Genomic DNA, 17473 nt, shown 5'->3' with positions numbered 1-17473 from the left:
TCAGTTGCCCCCAGTGATGTCGCTTACGCCAGTCCAGTCTTCACGCATGGTGATGAGTGTCCTGACAAACATCATCACTCCCATCAGTGGCAATACAGCGTAAAAGTACCATTCGGGAATCTGCAGGGTCGCAGTAAGGGCGTATTCATCTTCATACATCATCATGGTCATTTGCCAGCCAAGATAGATCATGCAGCTTGAGAAAATCAGTACTGCCAGGTGGGAGAGCAGGCTAAGCGGTTTTTTCAGGATGGGCAACATCTGCGGCAAGGCATCAATGCGAATCAGGGATCTGCTGCGAATGGCAGCGACACAACCTATATAAGTTGAGAAATAGATCACTTTCCGTACCACCTCATCCGACCAGTAGAGTGAGTAATCGCTGGTGGCTTTTCGCAGAATAACATTGGCCATAGCGGTTAGCAAGGCGATGCAGACCGCTGCAAACAATGACCATTCCTCAATGAAGAGGAAGAGCCGGTCAATCGGTTTAAAGACTTTTTTAAACATGCCTGATCTGTTAGTTGGAGAGGTAGAGATTGTCTATTACCTGAGAAAAGAAAAAAGGGTCGATGGGGGGAATGCCCCCATCAACCCGTAAAAATACATCCGATCATTCAACGACTAACCTGGATTTCGCATCAACTCAGGCTGTGAGGCCTTCAGTTCATGAGAAATGCGGGTTTGTGATCAGCTCAATCAACTTGCGTCGTTAGTTACCAAGAGTCTCGCGAACCTTGGCAAGGTAGTCAGGTCCAATCTTCTGTCCCCATTTGTTCAGAACCGGTTCTGCCTGATTTTTAAGGGCAACGATTTCCGCATCTGACAATTTGATGAATTCGACACCGGCTTCTTTGGCCTTAGCTACCTGTGCATCATGCTGCTGACGGGTAAGAGCACGTGTTTTCTCGCTTTCCTCCTTGATAACACTGAGGAAAGTTTCCTGCAAGTCTTTTGGCAGCTTGTTCAGCCAGCGCTTGTTCACCAGGTGAATAAAAAGGCCCTGGGCATAATTCAACTCAGTGAAGTTTTTAGCAATTGTAAACTTCTTGGTGATGTTGCAGACAATGGCGGTGTGATCGAGACCGGTTATAACTCCGGTCTGGAGTGCCTGGGGGACATCAGGCCAAGGCATAACGGTGAACTTCAGGCCCCAGGCCTTATATGCATCGGTGTTGACCGGGGCTTCAGCGATACGGAAGTTTACGTCCTTGGCATCGGAGTTGGTGCGAACGGGACTGGTTGTCGCCCAGCCGTAAGGACCATAACCGGTAATGTCGGCGACAATGAGACCCTGGCGTTGTGCACCATTGGCGAAAGGCTCCCAGAGCTCGGGGGTATTTCTAAAGGTATCGAGCTTATCGAAGGTATCTATCACATAGGGAAGATTGACGATGCCGAGGCGATCAGAGACGTTTGCTGCAGCAACAGAGGAGGAGAGCATTCCCTGTACTGCACCGATTTTCAGCTTGCTGATAACATCCTTTTCACCGCCGAGCTGGGCAAGAGGTCGATAATCAACGTAGATTTTTCCATTTGTTTTCTCCCATACCGCATCGCGGATACGGTAGCCCACGGCAACACCTTCGATTACCGGGTGGCTGATGTTGGAGAGTATGTACGTATACTCAGCCGTGCTTGGGTCAAAATTAGGTTTCCAGGCCGCAAGCGGATCTTTTTTCCCTTCTGCCATGACAGTTGCTGGCAGAACCAAGCAGGACATCAGGATCGCAACAAAAAGCTTTTTCATCGTTTTCTTCTCCTCACGTAGGGGATTATCCTTAATGGAAAAAATCTTTAACCACGAAAGATATGAATTTTGTTCATTATGTAGCGAAACTGCTTAACACGAATTGTTCAGTATTTCAAATTAAAAATTAATGAAATAAGGTTTGTTGAGCATAAAAGCGAACAAAGTTAATCCACGAGGGTGCCGTTGCTTAATTAGCTGTTTTTGAAACCAGGAGTCTTGTGGCGTCGATTATTAATATAGTTACAGCTGATGAAGTTTTTTTGTTGTATCCATTTGCATTTTCAAGGAAAATGCATGGCGTTGGTGTTTTGGTTCCGGTAGCTTTCTCTTCTCAAAGACTGACCTTTTCAAGGAGAAAAAATGAATACAATCAAGCCGGTTATACTGCGTGTGTGCGTGGCTGTTTGGGTGCTTTTGGCATCAGTCCAGTTTTCTTTTGCCAGTGATCCTTTGGAGCAATGGAAACCCTCTTTTGACCCAGCAGGTGCCAAGTATACCTATCTGCTCTCATGTGTTGGGCATCCGGCTATTGAGGGTGTTGCCGTAGGTTTTAAAATTCGTGACAGGGTCTGGCAGGAAACCGGAGGCCAGCTTTATGTGGACTTTCGGCCATTGAGTCAATTGGGTGGTGAGAAAGATGTTATAAACAAACTGAAATTCGGGGCAATACAGGGCATGATGACTTCGTCGGTTGCTGCGGCAAACATCGCACCTGAACTCGGTATTGTCAATCTCCCCTATGTCGTCGACACTTTTGATAAGCTCAATTCTTTTCGTAGTACCCCTGCAACCTGGGAGCCGTTTCGGGACGCGGCGCTTTCTAAAAATATTCAGGTAGTAGATTTCACCGGCTATGGAAGTTATGGCTGGGCCACAACCAGGCCTGTGAAGACGCTTGCAGATGCAAAAGGGGTGAATTTTCGTATCGCCCAGGCACCTGTAAATATAGACTCCTATAAAGCCTGGGGTCTGAAGTTTGCAGTTCTGCCATGGCCTGATGTGCCACAGGCGTTGCAGACCGGCGTAATTGACGGTCTTGATCACACTCCGATCGTTTGCAATATTTCAAAAAAATTTACTGTTGCCCGCTATTATACCGAGCTTGATTATGCGCAGGGACTTTATGTACATATGGTAAACAGTCGATGGCTCAAGAAGCTCCCCCAGGATATTCGTGAAATCCTGCTGCGGGTAATCGCCGAGGAGAGCGCCGCTGCCCGTGAAAAAACCCGTCTCCAGCAGAACAATGAAATTGCTGCAGCAAAAGCTGATGGAGTAACCTTTTTCACCTTAAGCGAGGAGGATCGTCAGATAATGCTGAAGAACACCGAAAAAGTATATTCAGCCTGGGAGAAAAAGATCGGTAGTGATTATCTTGCCACTGTACGTGAAGCACTCAGGTAGCAGGGGCAGGGATAATAAAAATACCTGAACAGCTTAAGAATAAAGATAAAAATACGTTTTAATTCTGAACGGTTCAGGGGTATGCTTAAGGGGCTTGGTGCATTCGCCAAGCCCTTTAATTTTTTTAAGATAACAGAAGAAGGGAATCCGAAATGCTACGAGAGGTGTTGGGTTACCAATCAAGAGTTCATATCAGAAGTAAGGAAGTACCTTATGAAAAGATCGTTTAACAGGGCTGCTGATGGATTGCGCCCGGTATCAATAGAGCGTGGGATTCAACTTAATGCGGACGCTTCCATCCTAATCAAAATGGGCAACACCCATGTTATCTGCGGGTTGACCATCGAAGAAAAGGTTCCTCCCTTCCTTGAAGGAAAAGGGCAGGGGTGGATCACGGCCGAGTACGGCATGCTGCCCTGTGCGACCAGTGGCCGTTATCGGCGGGAAACAAACGGCAGGTCCGGCAGAACCTCAGAAATTCAACGCTTGATCGGCAGAAGCCTCCGGATGATGGTGGACCTTAAGTCTATCGGCGAGCGGACTCTGAGAGTGGATTGTGATGTGCTGAATGCTGATGGCGGAACCAGGACCGCATCCATTACAGGTGGTGCTTTGGTGGTGCGTGATGGACTCAGGAAACTGGTTGCCGCAGGCAAGTTGGAGACAATGCCGGAAATTCAGCCGGTGGCAGCGATTTCAGCCGGTATTGTTGATGGAGTTCCGGTGCTGGATCTCGATTATGTAGAAGATTCCTCAGCTGAGACCGACGCCAATTTCGTAATGGCCGGTGATGGATGCTGGATTGAAATTCAGGGAACCGCAGAAGGAGTGCCTTTTGCCGAAGAAGAGTTTTTGAAAGTAATGGGCATTGCCAGAAAGGGTATCAACGAACTCTTTACTTATTGGGATTGATGATATTCAGCAGAAGGTGGCAGTATGGGCGCGAATGAAAGAAAAGATAAGAAGAGGGCAACCACAACCTATTCGTGGCGCCAGAGAGTGGGTTGTAGCCAATATCGATTGCTGTACCGGTTGCTCCCATGACTGACTGCCGTTACTGCTCTGCTCACAGGTCAGACGGATGAGAGAGTTTTTGAGATTTATGCGGAATTGAAAAATGAACCATTGGTGAGATGGAAAGATTCGATGAAAGCGGTGTTGGGGCTTGCGGTACTCGGCCTGCCAGGTCTGGATCAATAAATATTTGCTCTTCACATAAAAAAACGTAATGATATCAGAGCAATTTAATTAATGAGGCTTAGATGAGAAAAAAGTACTGTGCGGTGACGGACAGTGAAGATATTACAAGAATTCTGGGACGTTGCCGCATCGGTCGACTCGCCACCAATGGTGTAGACGGGTTCCCGTACATCGTGCCGCTGAACTTTGTCTACTGGCGGGGTTCTGTCTATTTTCATTGTGCCCGAAAAGGGGAGAAAATGGATAATATCCAGCGGGACCCGAAAGTCTGTTTCGAAGTGGATATTCCGCTCTCCTATGTTGGGCGGGAATGCAACTCACAGCTTCCACCTTGCCAGGTGCACCAACTGTATCATTCGGTAATTCTCCGCGGACTTGCCGAAATTGTTGAGGATATAGATGAAAAGGTCGCGGCATTGAATGCGCTGATGGCACGTCATGAAGAGCGACCGGATTTCGATGAAATTAAGGCTGATATGACAGGTGTGAAAATCTGTAACGTTGTTGCCGTTCGGGTAGAATCGATTACGGCTAAATCAGATTTGCTGCAAAAGAAGACAGATGATGAGAAGAACCATGTCGCTGAGTATCTGGCACGGCGTGATTTGCCTGGCGACTCAGAAGCTGCGAGTCTGCTTAGGCGGTAAGTTTCGGTACTGCAGTATTTACAGTTCATAAAATGTGTGGTGACGGGTTGTTGTGATAGTCAAAAATTACTGAGCGTATTTATGCATCTTGTTCTAATTGTTGTTTCTGCAATAGTTACGGCTGTATTTCTTGGCTGGGGTGGTCTTGTTGTGGGTGGCCTGCTCGGTTATTGCCTGGCGGAAGTGGTTGGCTTGAAAAAGCGATTGCTCGAGCTTGAAGAAAGGTTGAGTGATTCAACTCAGGCTGTCCGGGCAGAGACGACTTCAGTTGCAACCGAAAGCAGGTCTGTTGCGGCAAAGATACCTACCAAAGACAGAAATAGTGTTGAGAAAGTAGCATCACAACCAGATTTTCCTGAAGAAGAGGTCGTTTTTGCTGTAGCCTCTGGGGATGAAAAGGCGGGCATGTCTGCATCTCATGAGGACAATTCTGATGAACAACCTGTGACGTCATCCCTGCCGGATAAGCTGACTGCAGCCATTAAGCGTTTTTTCACAGAGGGAAATCCCGTAGTGAAAATCGGGCTTGTCGTCCTCTTTTTCGGGGTGGCATTTTTGTTGAAATATGCCGCAGACAGGAGCCTGCTCTCCATTGGGGCCAGACTTATTTTGACGGCATCAGGTGGAGTATCTCTCGTCTTACTCGGCTGGCGACTGCGGAATCGCCCCCTCGGGTATGGGCTTGGCTTGCAGGGAGGCGGTATTGGTATTCTCTATATAACCGCTTTTGCGGCGGCCAAGCTCTATGCGCTCATCCCATTGTCGGCAGCTCTCTTCATTCTGGTCGGAATGGTGATTTTTTCAGGTGTTCTGGCTTTGGCCCAAAGTGCGAGGGTGCTTGCCGCGATGGGCGTCATCGGTGGCTTTCTCGCCCCGGTGCTGATGTCGACAGGAGCTGGTGATCATGTTTTGCTGTTCTCATATTATGCTGTTTTGAATATAGGAATATTCGCTATTGCCCTGTTCAAGACCTGGCGGGAACTGAACCTGATAGGTTTCTTTTTCACTTTCGGTATCGGCTCATACTGGATATTGGATCGATACTCAGCCGCTCATTTCAATACCACCGAGCCTTTTCTTATTCTCTTTTTCGTGCTCTATGTTGCTATTGCAGTACTTTTTGCTCTCAGGCAGCCGGTTAGATTGAAGGGTGTAATTGACGGACCCATAGTTTTTGGCACGCCGATCGTGGCCTCGATGCAACAGTACCAGCTGGTCTCTGAGAGTGAATACGGTATGGCTGTGAGTTTTCTGGCAGCCGGCGTAATGTATCTGCTTCTAGCCCTGTTTCTTCGGCGAAGTGACAGGAGAGAGGGGGCAGGGTCCCGTGTGCTGTCAGAAGCCTTTCTGGCTTTGGGTGTAGTTGGAGTAAGCATGTCGATTCCTCTCGCTTTCGACAGTAAGGTAACTGTCGCTGCCTGGGCGCTTGAAGGTGCGGCTCTGGTTTGGGTGGGGGTTCGACAATCCCGTCTGCTTGCCAGGATTTTTGGATTACTACTCCAGTTCGGCGCGGGGTTTATCTTTCTTGCGAGCGTGTTTTATCCGTTTGGTTCCACGCCGTACATCAATCATTATTTTCTGGGGTGTGCCTGGATAGGAACCGGTGCACTCTTTTCCAGTTATTGGCTCTATCGTAGAAAGGACATCTCGTTGAGCTGGGAACAGTACCTGTGCTGGCCATTGCTTATCTGGGGAATTGTCTGGTGGTACTACGGTGGTTTCCGGGAATCGACAAGACATTTCGAATATCTGCGCGATCACAACGCCTTGCTGTTATTTGCATCGGCACTGACCATGCTGCTTTCCATTGCCGCGAGAAAATGTAACTGGAAGCAGCTTGCAGTGGCTCAATGCCAGTTCCTGCCGGTCCTCCTCTTCTGCGGGGTGGTTGGTTTGCTGGCAGACGATGGCCTGGAGCATCTCTTTGCCGGTTGGGGGGCGATGGTCTGGGCTGTAGCAATTTTCACCCAGCACCGGATGCTGCAACAGTTCGATCTATTGTGGCCGAAGAGGTTGGCTGGTTCCTGGCATGGTGCAGGTTTCTTGTTGATGTTGCTGCTATTGTGTTATGAGTTGAGTTGGTATGTTGCCAATACAGGCTTTTCAGAGGTGTGGCAGGTTGTCTTCTGGGGCGTATTCCCCGCGCTGGTCCTGCAATTACTTATTCGTTTTGGGGCACGCCTGGCCTGGCCGGTTCAGCGTTGGTCTGAATATTATCTTGGTATCGTTCCCACGGTAATAGCTACTGCACTCATTGGCTGGCTGATGTGGAGCATGACCAGCAGTGGCGAAGCGATGGTCTGGGGATGGTTGCCTTTGCTGAATGTATTGGAATTGTCGCAGATATGTGTTTTTCTTTCCCTCCTGGGCTGGTTCATTGCCTGCAAAAGAGAGCACTGTCATCTGCCGCTGCCAATGCGACCGGCAGCTATCGGCTGGATCTTTTCTTTTTGTGTTTTCCTCTGGGCGAATAGTATAGTCGCCCACGCCGTGCATCATTGGACCGGTATCGCCTATCACCTGGAACCGCTCTATCAGTCTGTCGTGTTTCAGGCAGCGGTCGCCGGGCTATGGAGTATGATTGCCCTCGGGGTTACTCTCTGGTCTTCCAGATCCGGCAGCAGAGTTCTCTGGATAAGCGGTGCAGTTCTTATTGGCTGCGTGGTTGTAAAGTTGTTTGTGATTGATCTTTCTGGAACAGAAACCATAGCTCGTATCGTTTCTTTTCTGGTAGTTGGAGCGTTGATGCTGGTGATTGGCTATATCTCACCGATGCCGCCTGCTGAAGAGCGGGATACGGTCTAACCTGGCTGGAGACGTATTTGGGAAGGGGTGATGGCTGATTGATCCGGGTCTGTCTTTGCCTCATCACGTGAGCTGAGGTTGCAGCAATTCTCCCTTGATTGGTTGTAGATCAGATCTTGCAGCTGCACCCCTCTTCGTCTCCGGGCCTCAATAACCTGCTGATAACCAGCGAGTCCTTCCTGGTATTGGCAGGCTGTACAGTTCTGTTCTCAAGTGCCCGGGGTGATTCGGGCGAGTACTGTACCTCTGGTAACCTCGTCGCCTTTTGCGTCTCAAAGTTCGATAAGTCTGCTGTTAACCTGACCTGAGGAATGGGTGGGTTTTGCGGTTGTAGCTTTATTCCTGAGCAATTGAGAAGAAAAAAATAAAAAATATGGGTATATAGCGAAGTTTAAGGATATGACCTGTATTTTAGGGCAATACAGGGTGTTGAGCAGAGTGATCAGGTAGCTGAATTCGTCCTGCATTGGTACCATGCGACGAAATATCGGTTGTCGAAAGTTTTGTAAAAAGCCTATCATGTCAATGACGTTGTATTGGGAGAGCCTTTTCCTGTTTTCGGAAACTTAGCTATTTTTCTACAACCATATGTACAACCGATGCATTTACCCCAAATTATCTGAGTTGAAGAAGGAGAGAAAACATTTTATGTCACATTCGATATCAAGAAGAGGTAGGAGGCATGCTCAACTGTCGATTTTGATTGTTTTCTTGATCTGCTTCGTGGTTCCAGACCGTGCATTCGCACAGTTTTCATCCCTGAATGACTGTTTGCTCCATCACTTTAAGACAGCACCGGATGAGATGACATTGGGGCAGGTTCGTGAGGAATGTATCAACATAATTGCGATGAAAGACTCCACAGAAATGACAGAGGGGGAACCTGAAGGGCCTGTGGAAACACGTCTCAGAGTAGATCAGAAAAATGTATTGAAGCCGTTTACTCTAATGGCACACAGGCAGAATTACCTGTTGTTTGGTGTGCATAATTTTCATGGTTACAGCTCGGAGGAATTTAGAAAAGCGTTTGAAAACGAAGATATCGACATTGAAGATACTGAAGCCCAGTTTCAGCTCAGTATAAAAACGCCGCTGGCACTGGATCTCTTTGACAAGGGTATAGGGATCTGGGGTGCGTATACAGTTCGCTCTTTCTGGCAGGTGTATAATACTGAAATTTCATCACCGTTTCGTGAGACGAATCATGAGCCGGAAGTCTGGGTGCAGATGCAGCCTGAGTGGGAATTTTGGGGTTTGAAGGCCTCTGCCATTGGAGCAGGTATTAACCATCAGTCAAACGGCCAGGCGAGCACGCTGTCAAGAAGTTGGAACAGGCTTGTTGCGAGCATTGTTTTGGAGAAGGGGAATTTTGTTCTGGCTGTTAAGCCCTGGTACAGGATTCCTGAAAGTTCAAGTGATGATGACAATCCGGACATAACAGATTTTCTGGGGCATGGCGAATTACGCATGGCTTATAAACATGATAAACATGTTTTCAGTTTGATGAGCAGAAACAACCTTGAATCAGGGTTTTCGAAAGGGGCGGTTGAGTTTGGCTGGAGTTTCCCACTTTTCGATTATCCGTATCTTAAGGGGTATTTGCAGTACTTTTCGGGTTATGGCGAGAGCATGATCGATTACAACCGATATGTAAACAGGCTGGGGGTGGGGATCCTGCTTACAGATTTGCTGTAAACTTTACGGGGAATCGGGTTGTAAGAAAGTATCTGATTCGCCCTGATCGCGACCTTTTTAAGCTGAAGATCAGAGCGAATCAGAAAGAAGTACTCTTCCACTTCAGCCTGATGCTATAACAGACCCAATTTCAGAATCAGGGATTTGGCGTGTAGGGGCTGATTTTACTTCCCTGTATACCCAGACCGGCCATAAGTCCCTTCTGGTTGAAGAAGAATACGTAGATATCTTCGTTGGTGCTGGTTGTGGTAAGCGTTTTTGCCATTCCTTCATCCACAACAGTAACAGATGGTCCAACGCCAACTTCCCACCCCTTGGTGTCTTTGAGGTAGTTCAGGCCGTTGTTTGTCATGATGAACATCGCATAGCCGAAAGTTTGGGCTCCGATTTGTAAACCGTACGATGCTGCAACTGTTTGGTAATATCCATACGTTGCACCATTGATTTTCAAAGAACCGATTCCGTATTGTCCGCCAATAATCAGCCCACCTTTAATGATGTTGGGAAATACCATGATGCCTTTGGCGCTGGTTGAGAGTTTTCGTGCGGTCGGATTGATATCGTAAAGCTTTTGCAGTGCGATATTTACATCGCGATCAATTTCGGCGGCAGTGGCGGCAGAGCCGAGTTTCGGTTGGAGAATCAGCAGCAATACACTGATACAAAATAGAATGATTGGGAGTTGAACTCCTGATTTCGAGTTCGATTCTGTCTGACTTTCGGATAATGTAGTTTTCATAATCGACTCCTGTAATGGATCCGAATGGTTGTTGAAAATGGTGCTGGCAGGGATGAGAACCGTTACCGCAAAGTGTCGCCTGTTTTTGCACCTTCCGACTGTAGGAATTCTCTCACAAGAGGTGAATGAAGACAATGAGGAAAGAGTACGATCGAAAGAGTGTTATGCCGCATTGAAGATGAGGGACAGTAAATTGAGACAATGTTATGGCTCAAGAAAAAATCAATGGGGCAAAACCCGGTCCTGATAGTTTTGAGCGTGGCGCCGGGGTTGTCAGTTTCGCTGGCTGAGAGTGGGTTAGGCGAGAGAAGCGGGGGAGGGTGAGACTAGGGGATTCTCATTGGTGTCAGGACGAGAGGGGGCGCGTGTTCATGGGCGCTGGGAAGAGCTCGATCTATTTTGATACCCATGTCGGTTTTCCATAATCGCCAGCAGAATAAAGAAAGGAATCGCAAGTTCAGAAGTCTCTTCGAGAATTCGTATGAATGTTGTCGGGTCAATAAACAAAAGAGAAGAGATTAGCGCATTAAGTTGGTCAGACATTCTGTCGAGTGTCTTGGAGAATATTGCAATACCCATAGCCAGGGCAATGCAGATAGAGGCCATCTGCCCATTGCGCAGGTTGATCATGAAGCGTTTGTAGTAGGCTTTGGTGTACCAGATAAGCCCGAAAAACATTAGCAGGACAATTATGGCCCCAATGTTTTTTTCGTTCACCGGAACCTTTTCGCTGAGAAAAAAGCGGCTCTTGAAAATTCCCATTGTAGTGAAACGGCAATGGAAATCAAGTTCACGTAGGCCGAGGCAAAGTACTACAATGCCTGAGGTAAAATGGAACTGCTGACGTTTCATGTAGCCACTCCAGAGAAGCAACACCGCAGCGACAAAAAGCCCGACGGCTGTCATCATTTCTATAGGGCCGTTTTCCTCAATAAGCAGGTCGAGCAAGTCCTCGGGCACATAGAGAAGAGTAATCCCCAGAATTGTGAGTAATAGAAAAATTGAAAAGAACTCTATGGTATTTTTTTGTGCGCGCACTGTAGCCCGGTTCATCATGAGACATCAGCAAATTACCTGTACCGAGAGCGTAGTAGAATTACTGCTTACTATGGATATGTTACAGTACTGAATATGATGCATCAATATGTAAGGAGTGGGTGCGGGGAAATTATATAGGATGGAGCGGCAGGGAGAATGACCTCCCTGCTGTCAGCATAAATATAATGCAGGCAAAAGAACAACGGGCTGGTGTTGATCAATGTTCAATTGCGGGCGCAAACTCAGGCTCTGTTTCATTCAATTGAGAATAGGAGATCGCAAGGAGAATAAAGAGTGGAATAGCCAACTCCGATGTCTCTTCGGCGACGCGAAGCAATTGGGTGATATCGATTGAACTGATCAGGGCTACGCAATCCATTATCAGGTCAGAATTTCTATCGAGTGTTTTAGAGAAAACAGCCAGACCAATAGCACAGGCGATTGAGATAGCGGTCCGGCCCTTGCTTTTGAGACCGGCAATGAATTGCGGCAAATGTTTCCTGGCATACAGAAACAAGCCGAGAAGCATTGCAATAACAATAAGGGAGACAATGGCTTTCTCCATTGGAGGGACCGTGTCGCTTATGAAGAATCGGGTTTTGAAAATCCCCATAGTGGTAAATCGTGTATGAAAATCAAGTTCGCGAAGCCCGAGAAAGAGTACAATAGTCCCTGATGAAAAGCCATGGCTCAGGCGTTTTTGAAAGCCTCCATTAAACAACCAGCCAGCCGCAATGAGGTAGCCTATTGCCGAAAGCATCTCAATAGGTCCATCTTCCTTTATCATTAAGTCTGATGTCTGGGGCGGCAAAAGGAGAACAACGGCGCCTATAAACAGGGTTATTGCAAATATTACATGAATACCTCTATAACGTTCCAGATGCTCCATTCTCTTGCTCCATTTCACCTTTTAAATGCCAAAACACGATACCGTTCACTGACGAGAAATAATTCGATAGGAATTCAAGCTGATTTGTATCTGTAATTCCTCTGCGTTGGATGATTTGCTCACAGTGTTGAAACGATTTCCTCATAAAGCCTTAACAAATACCAGGAAATGGGGGCAAGTGCCATAGTAATGTCACAGAACACCTTAATATTTGGAGGGAAAATGGGTTTAAAGGACGATAATTCGAGCATATGGCTCAAGGTCCGTCAGATTGCTACGAATCCTCAGTAGAAGCTTTGTGAGGGGGGGAGGTGAGGGACGTAAGGTGAGAGGGGGGAGATATGAAACCGCATCATAGACATTTTTAGGACAAGGTCTTTGGGCGGGAATCACAGTTCAATAAGTAATTGAGTACATATTATTTACATCCCCTCCTATCCGCCTGCCACCTCATGGGCAACGTCCGACCAGTTCCCGCTGAGCTTGAGTTGAAATCTAAAATGACAAAGGGGTTGGCACTGAAGCGCCAACCCCTTTGTTCAATGAGAGTAGTTACGCACGAGGCGTACCCATCACATCTTGATAATCCCAATCTTGGTGAGGAATACGACCAGAACGAGAATCGGGGCAATGTAACGAATTACAAAGTACCAGATATTGAAGATGGCAAGATATGCCTGACCATCCTCTGTAATCTCAGCCTGGGCAATACGTTTGTCCATGATGAAACCAGCGTAAATTGCAATCAGCAGGCCACCGATTGGCAGCATGAAGTTACTTGCCACATAGTCAAGGAAGTCGAAGATCTCCATGCCGAAGAATTTGACATCAGCAAGCACCGAGTAGGAGAGCGCTGACGGAATACCGGCGATGTAGACAACGATTGCCATGCAGATGGTTGCTTTTTTACGGTCGAACTTTTTTTCGTCGATCATAAACGCAGTGAGTACTTCCAGCAGTGAGATAGCGGAAGAAAGCGCGGCGAAAGCGAGCAGTACAAAGAACATTACTGCCAGAGCGCTACCAAACGGAATGGTTGCAAAAATGGTTGGCAGAGTCTTGAAAATCAGACCTGGGCCTGCACCAGGCTCGAGGCCGACAGAGAACACGATCGGAAAGATAGCAAGACCGGCGAGAATTGCCACCAGTGTGTCAAGGAACGCGATACGGATGGAGACAGGGTAAATAGCCTCTTTTTTATCCATGTAGCTTGCGTAGGTGATCATGGCACCCATTGCCAGACTCAGGGTAAAGAAAGAGTGGCCGATAGCTTCAAGGACACCGTTGATGGTGAGCTTGGAGAAATCAGGGTAGAGCATGAACTTCAGACCCTCTTTCGCGCCACTTGTGGTCATGGCGTAAACGGCCATAATGATGATGAGTCCAAACAGGGTTGGCATAAGAACTTTGTTCCAGCCTTCCAGTCCCTTTTTTACACCACTGATAACAGCGAGGATACAGAGGCCAACAAACAAGGTGAGCCAGAATATCTGTCGTACCGGATCGGTAACGAGAGCGCCGAACATTCCTGCGATCACTTCAGGGTCCTCTCCGGAGAATGAACCGGTGAGTGACTTGAACAGATAATCGAGGGTCCAGCCAGCGACCACTCCATAATACGAGAGAATAATGAAAGCCGCTGAGAGAAAGAGCCAACCTACGCTTTTCCAGAATGGAGAATTGGGTGTCAGTTCCCGAAAAGAGCCGACAACGTCTTTTTGTGAATGACGTCCGATGATGAACTCTGCCATGAGTATAGGCAGACCGCAGAACAGGATGGCTATCAAGTAAACGAGAACGAAAGCACCACCGCCATTCATTCCTGTGATATACGGGAATTTCCAAATATTACCCAGACCGACCGCTGAACCGACAGCCGCCAGAATGAATCCAAACCTGCTACTCCAATGATTACGCATATTCTAACTCCTTAACGTAAGTTGATTTGAAAGCAAACTAATGTAGAGCAAATAATGTCGATGTCAATAATTTATTTAGGCGATATCGCGGAATACACCGAAAAAAATAGGCAATATCGATGAATCCGTGAAGAATTACAAATTTGTAGATTGGAGTTTGGTGGCCAGAAAGGGATGTAATATCAGAAGACTACAGTGTGGTACCTTGTTAGGCTTGAGTCGCCTGCTGAAAAATATTATTCGGCAGAAAAAAAGAGGTGTCCGTTGTTTCAGAGGCTTCGGCGAAATTCTCCCGGGTCGAGATGCCTCTGAAACACAATTTTATAAAGAGTCGGGCAAGGGGGGGCAGCGACTCAGGATGAGGTGGCAGCTGAGCGCCCTGCAAGCCAGCCTGTTGAAAACGCGGCTTGCAGGTTATAGCCACCGGTGTCAGCATCGATATCTAGGAGTTCACCGGTTACATAGAGGCCTTGAACTAAAAGGGACTCCATGGTGTTGGGGTTTACCTCTTTAACCTTTATGCCACCGGCTGTAGCAATTGCTTCACGCACGGAGCGATAACCGCTTATCTCGAAACTGACATTTTTCAGCCAATCTTTTAGGATAGTACGTTCTTTGGCAGAAATGGTTCCGGCCAGCATGGTAGAGGAAAGACCTGTTTGCTCCAGGCAGAGAGGAATAATCTGCTTGGGCAGCAGGCCGCGCAGGACAGATTGCAGTTCCTCTGTGTGTCTGGTGCTGAAATCACGCTGTAGCCTGGCGTCGAGCTTGTGGTCATCAAGAGCGGGTTTAAGGTCAAGTGCTACTGATACCTGTCTATTTTTATCGAGTTGCTCAATGACGAATTTGCTCAGAGTCAAAATCACGGGTCCACCGATTCCGGAACGGGTGAAGCTTAGATCGCCAAACTCGACCTTCTTGCGTTTACCATTCACGAACACTCGCACTCCGGTGTTTCGAAGATCAAGGCCGGCCAGGCTCTGGAGATGATTTTTCACCACCAGAGGTACCAGCGCAGGACGAACCGGCACAATGGTATGACCAGCGTTTCGAGCCATGTTGTAACCGTCTCCACTAGAACCGGTGGCAGGGTAGGATGCACCGCCTGTTGCAAGAATAACTGCGTCAGCAGCGATCTGCTGGTTGCCGCAAAAGACGCCAATGACTCTGTCGTCTTCGATGTGTAAACCCGTCACAGCTTTCGAACACTCTACCTTTGCTCCTGTTTGCTGAAGCCATCGCAGGAGAGTGTGTAATACATCCTGCGCTTTGCCGTTGGCAGGGAAAACCCTGTTGCCTCTTTCGGTCTTCAGTTGCAGCCCGTTTTCGGTGAAAAACTCCATAAGATGGGGTACAAAAAAACGGGCAAAAGCCTGGTGTAGAAAACGTCCGCTGCGATTGAAATGACTAAGATGGTTGTGCACATCGGAATCATTGGTGATGTTGCACCTTCCCTTGCCACTGATGAGAATTTTGTTACCAGGCTTTTTCATTTTCTCAAGAAGCAGAACATCGGCACCTGATAAGGCAGCCTGACCTGCGGCCAGGAGTCCTGAGGCTCCTCCGCCTACGACAACGATTTTTTTCATTTGTTATCCGGTAAAGAATCCGACGCTCAGTTACAGAGGGGCGGATAATGGTGAAGATTGATGTCGGTCCAGTTTCTTTGCTGTACCATCTTTTCGGTATCATCTGCGGAAAAAGGAAGGTGTGAGAACAACTGTATTTCGAGTTTCTGGCAGTGGAGAAAATTTTCTTTGATGACTGATTCCCTGAGCAGGTTGCCAGCCCCATACTTCTCAAGAATGTATTCGAGCCGTTCGTCCAGTGAAACTATGCGATCATGAAGGACTCTTTTGTCGGCGTAATAGACAATCTCCGTGGCGTTAAATTCACCACGGCTGTAACGCTTCTGGTCAAAATGAGACAAGAGAACGTGGTTGGCGACGATTTCGGCAATTTCGGGATAACCAAGGTCCTTACAGATTGCCGCTCCGGTCTCTGCATGGGCGCATCCTTCTTCAAGACATCGCGTTTTGGCGATATCGTGTAACAGCGCTCCCGCAAGTATAATTTCCTGCGAAGGGACGGCGGTGCTGACCTCTGTAAGTCCCTGGTGCAGTGTGGCGGCAACCCGGGCCACCATGAGCGAATGGCGCCGAATATTTTCCAGCATGGAAAAATCGTCAATCAGGGCGAGACAGCGCGATGTATTGGGGATGGTAGGGGACATTACTGAAAAAGGTGGAGGCTGTGACCTCCACCTGGGTTAAAAGTGAAATCAGTAGAGCGCAGCAGTTTTTTATTTGCTGCTCAGTTCATGGACCAGATCGACGGCAAGCTTTGCCTGTGCAGGCGGAGTGAACTGATGAATGCCGTGACCAAGATTGAAAATATGGCCTCTGGCATCTTTGGCATCATCGAGTAACCTCTGGATGCGGTTTTTCAGCTTGTCTTCCGGCAGCAGCAAGGCAAAAGGATCAATATTCCCCTGAACAGCTTTATTGCCAACCCTGGCGATGGCGTCTTTGATATTTATACGCCAGTCAAGGCCAACCACGTCTGCACCCGATTCTGCCGAGTACTCCAGCAGCGTAGCACCGTTATTGGCGAAATAAATCAGCGGGACATCATATTGCTTCAGGCTGGCCAGAATTTTACGAACATATGGATAGGCGAACTCTTCATAGTCGCATGGGGCGAGGATGCCAGCCCAGCTGTCGAAAAGCTGCAGTGCCTGGGCACCAGCCCGGGCCTGGGCCTGCAGGTAGAGAATGGTCGCCTCGGTGATTTTTTCCATCAGGCCGTGGAACAGCTCAGGCTGGGTAAACATGAGCTTTTTGGTTTCCCAGAACACTTTCGAGCTGCCGCCTTCAATCAGGTAGGTGGCACAGGTGAATGGAGCACCGGCAAAACCAATCAGCGGTACTTTCAGCTCTTTTCTCAGGAGCTTGATGGTCTCCATGACAAAGCCTGTGGCCTCATCCGGGTCCGGAATAATCAGTTTGTCCAGGCTGGCCTGGTCCCGGACGGTGGTGGCGAATACGGGGCCTTTACCTTCGTGGAAATCCAATGGAGCGCCCATGGCCTCCATGAGGATGAGGATGTCTGAGAAGAGAATCGCTGCATCCATATTAAGAAGGTCGATGGGCTGCAGGGTAACTTCCACACAGAGTTCGGGTGATTTGCAGAGCTCCAGAAAGGTAACGTTACCACGAACCTTTTGATATTCGGGCAGGTAGCGGCCTGCCTGGCGCATCATCCAGATTGGAGTATAGTCTGTTTTCTCACCGCGACAAGCCCTCAGAAATGTATCGTTCATACTGTCCTTTATCGATTTTTGTTGAAAAGGCGTTTGAAACGGAAACTGTTACCAGATAGGGG

At 48.0% G+C, this 17473-nt stretch carries 14 protein-coding genes; 5 read left to right on the top strand and 9 right to left on the bottom strand.

Translation table 11 applies throughout. The features are described 5' to 3' along the window. Together ACN5NT_RS15295 and ACN5NT_RS15290 are read right to left on the bottom strand one after the other, a co-directional pair. Entirely contained in the window at positions 1-510 is a 510-nt protein-coding gene (locus tag ACN5NT_RS15295; protein ID WP_136796521.1) for a TRAP transporter small permease, read from the bottom strand. A gap of 202 nt (positions 511-712) precedes the next feature. Beyond that, positions 713-1750: a TRAP transporter substrate-binding protein gene (locus ACN5NT_RS15290; protein WP_136796522.1), complete on the bottom strand. Its 1038-nt coding sequence runs from the start codon at positions 1748-1750 to the stop codon at positions 713-715. A 363-nt stretch (positions 1751-2113) separates the two neighbouring features. Between ACN5NT_RS15290 and ACN5NT_RS15285 the strand changes: the two genes are divergently transcribed. From ACN5NT_RS15285 to ACN5NT_RS15265, 5 genes are all read left to right on the top strand, one after another. Next, positions 2114-3157: a TRAP transporter substrate-binding protein gene (locus tag ACN5NT_RS15285; RefSeq protein ID WP_136796523.1), complete on the top strand. Its 1044-nt coding sequence runs from the start codon at positions 2114-2116 to the stop codon at positions 3155-3157. A gap of 213 nt (positions 3158-3370) precedes the next feature. Beyond that, positions 3371-4069 carry a ribonuclease PH gene (rph, locus tag ACN5NT_RS15280; RefSeq protein WP_136796524.1) on the top strand — a complete coding sequence of 233 codons (699 nt, stop codon included), beginning with the start codon at positions 3371-3373 and terminating at the stop codon, positions 4067-4069. A 350-nt stretch (positions 4070-4419) separates the two neighbouring features. Next, a complete protein-coding gene (locus ACN5NT_RS15275) occupies positions 4420-5004 on the top strand; it encodes a pyridoxamine 5'-phosphate oxidase family protein (protein WP_419176004.1) in 585 nt (194 codons plus the stop codon). Positions 5005-5085: 81 nt separating this feature from the next. Continuing rightward, entirely contained in the window at positions 5086-7809 is a 2724-nt protein-coding gene (locus ACN5NT_RS15270; RefSeq protein WP_419176003.1) for a DUF2339 domain-containing protein, read from the top strand. 804 nt (positions 7810-8613) lie between these two features. After that, complete coding sequence (locus ACN5NT_RS15265) at positions 8614-9504, top strand: phospholipase A (RefSeq protein WP_419176002.1); 891 nt, start codon at positions 8614-8616, stop codon at positions 9502-9504. 136 nt (positions 9505-9640) lie between these two features. Here ACN5NT_RS15265 and ACN5NT_RS15260 read toward each other — a convergent pair whose 3' ends face one another. From ACN5NT_RS15260 to hemE, 7 genes are all read right to left on the bottom strand, one after another. Next, a complete protein-coding gene (locus ACN5NT_RS15260) occupies positions 9641-10243 on the bottom strand; it encodes a YSC84-related protein (protein ID WP_419176001.1) in 603 nt (200 codons plus the stop codon). Between the two features lie 369 nt (positions 10244-10612). Then, positions 10613-11299: a hypothetical protein gene (locus ACN5NT_RS15255; RefSeq protein WP_419176000.1), complete on the bottom strand. Its 687-nt coding sequence runs from the start codon at positions 11297-11299 to the stop codon at positions 10613-10615. A 199-nt stretch (positions 11300-11498) separates the two neighbouring features. Continuing rightward, a complete protein-coding gene (locus ACN5NT_RS15250; protein ID WP_419175999.1) occupies positions 11499-12170 on the bottom strand; it encodes a hypothetical protein in 672 nt (223 codons plus the stop codon). Positions 12171-12742: 572 nt separating this feature from the next. Further along, on the bottom strand, positions 12743-14089 hold the full coding sequence (locus tag ACN5NT_RS15245; RefSeq protein ID WP_136796531.1) for a sodium-dependent transporter: 1347 nt from the start codon (positions 14087-14089) through the stop codon (positions 12743-12745). A gap of 353 nt (positions 14090-14442) precedes the next feature. Further along, on the bottom strand, positions 14443-15678 hold the full coding sequence (locus ACN5NT_RS15240; protein ID WP_419175998.1) for an NAD(P)/FAD-dependent oxidoreductase: 1236 nt from the start codon (positions 15676-15678) through the stop codon (positions 14443-14445). Between the two features lie 26 nt (positions 15679-15704). Then, positions 15705-16322: an HD domain-containing protein gene (locus ACN5NT_RS15235; protein WP_228721320.1), complete on the bottom strand. Its 618-nt coding sequence runs from the start codon at positions 16320-16322 to the stop codon at positions 15705-15707. A 69-nt stretch (positions 16323-16391) separates the two neighbouring features. Next, positions 16392-17411 carry a uroporphyrinogen decarboxylase gene (gene hemE / locus ACN5NT_RS15230; protein WP_419175997.1) on the bottom strand — a complete coding sequence of 340 codons (1020 nt, stop codon included), beginning with the start codon at positions 17409-17411 and terminating at the stop codon, positions 16392-16394. Between the last annotated feature and the right edge of the window lie 62 nt (positions 17412-17473).

This window comes from Desulfosediminicola sp. (genome assembly GCF_048381775.1).
GTDB classification, from domain to species: Bacteria; Desulfobacterota; Desulfobulbia; order Desulfobulbales; family Desulfocapsaceae; genus Desulfopila; species Desulfopila ganghwensis.
Note: the sequence above shows the minus strand (reverse complement) of the source record. Positions and strands in the feature narration are given on the sequence as shown.

Bases quoted from the DNA above. Each gene is read 5' to 3' on its own strand.
- ACN5NT_RS15235 (WP_228721320.1), bottom strand. From the start codon at position 16,322: ATGTCCCCTACCATCCCCAATACATCGCGCTGTCTCGCCCTGATTGAC.
- ACN5NT_RS15250 (WP_419175999.1), bottom strand. From the start codon at position 12,170: ATGGAGCATCTGGAACGTTATAGAGGTATTCATGTAATATTTGCAATA.
- ACN5NT_RS15285 (WP_136796523.1), top strand. From the start codon at position 2,114: ATGAATACAATCAAGCCGGTTATACTGCGTGTGTGCGTGGCTGTTTGG.
- ACN5NT_RS15245 (WP_136796531.1), bottom strand. From the start codon at position 14,089: ATGCGTAATCATTGGAGTAGCAGGTTTGGATTCATTCTGGCGGCTGTC.
- ACN5NT_RS15295 (WP_136796521.1), bottom strand. From the start codon at position 510: ATGTTTAAAAAAGTCTTTAAACCGATTGACCGGCTCTTCCTCTTCATT.
- ACN5NT_RS15290 (WP_136796522.1), bottom strand. From the start codon at position 1,750: ATGAAAAAGCTTTTTGTTGCGATCCTGATGTCCTGCTTGGTTCTGCCA.
- hemE (WP_419175997.1), bottom strand. From the start codon at position 17,411: ATGAACGATACATTTCTGAGGGCTTGTCGCGGTGAGAAAACAGACTAT.
- ACN5NT_RS15240 (WP_419175998.1), bottom strand. From the start codon at position 15,678: ATGAAAAAAATCGTTGTCGTAGGCGGAGGAGCCTCAGGACTCCTGGCC.
- ACN5NT_RS15255 (WP_419176000.1), bottom strand. From the start codon at position 11,299: ATGATGAACCGGGCTACAGTGCGCGCACAAAAAAATACCATAGAGTTC.
- rph (WP_136796524.1), top strand. From the start codon at position 3,371: ATGAAAAGATCGTTTAACAGGGCTGCTGATGGATTGCGCCCGGTATCA.
- ACN5NT_RS15260 (WP_419176001.1), bottom strand. From the start codon at position 10,243: ATGAAAACTACATTATCCGAAAGTCAGACAGAATCGAACTCGAAATCA.
- ACN5NT_RS15265 (WP_419176002.1), top strand. From the start codon at position 8,614: ATGACATTGGGGCAGGTTCGTGAGGAATGTATCAACATAATTGCGATG.
- ACN5NT_RS15275 (WP_419176004.1), top strand. From the start codon at position 4,420: ATGAGAAAAAAGTACTGTGCGGTGACGGACAGTGAAGATATTACAAGA.
- ACN5NT_RS15270 (WP_419176003.1), top strand. From the start codon at position 5,086: ATGCATCTTGTTCTAATTGTTGTTTCTGCAATAGTTACGGCTGTATTT.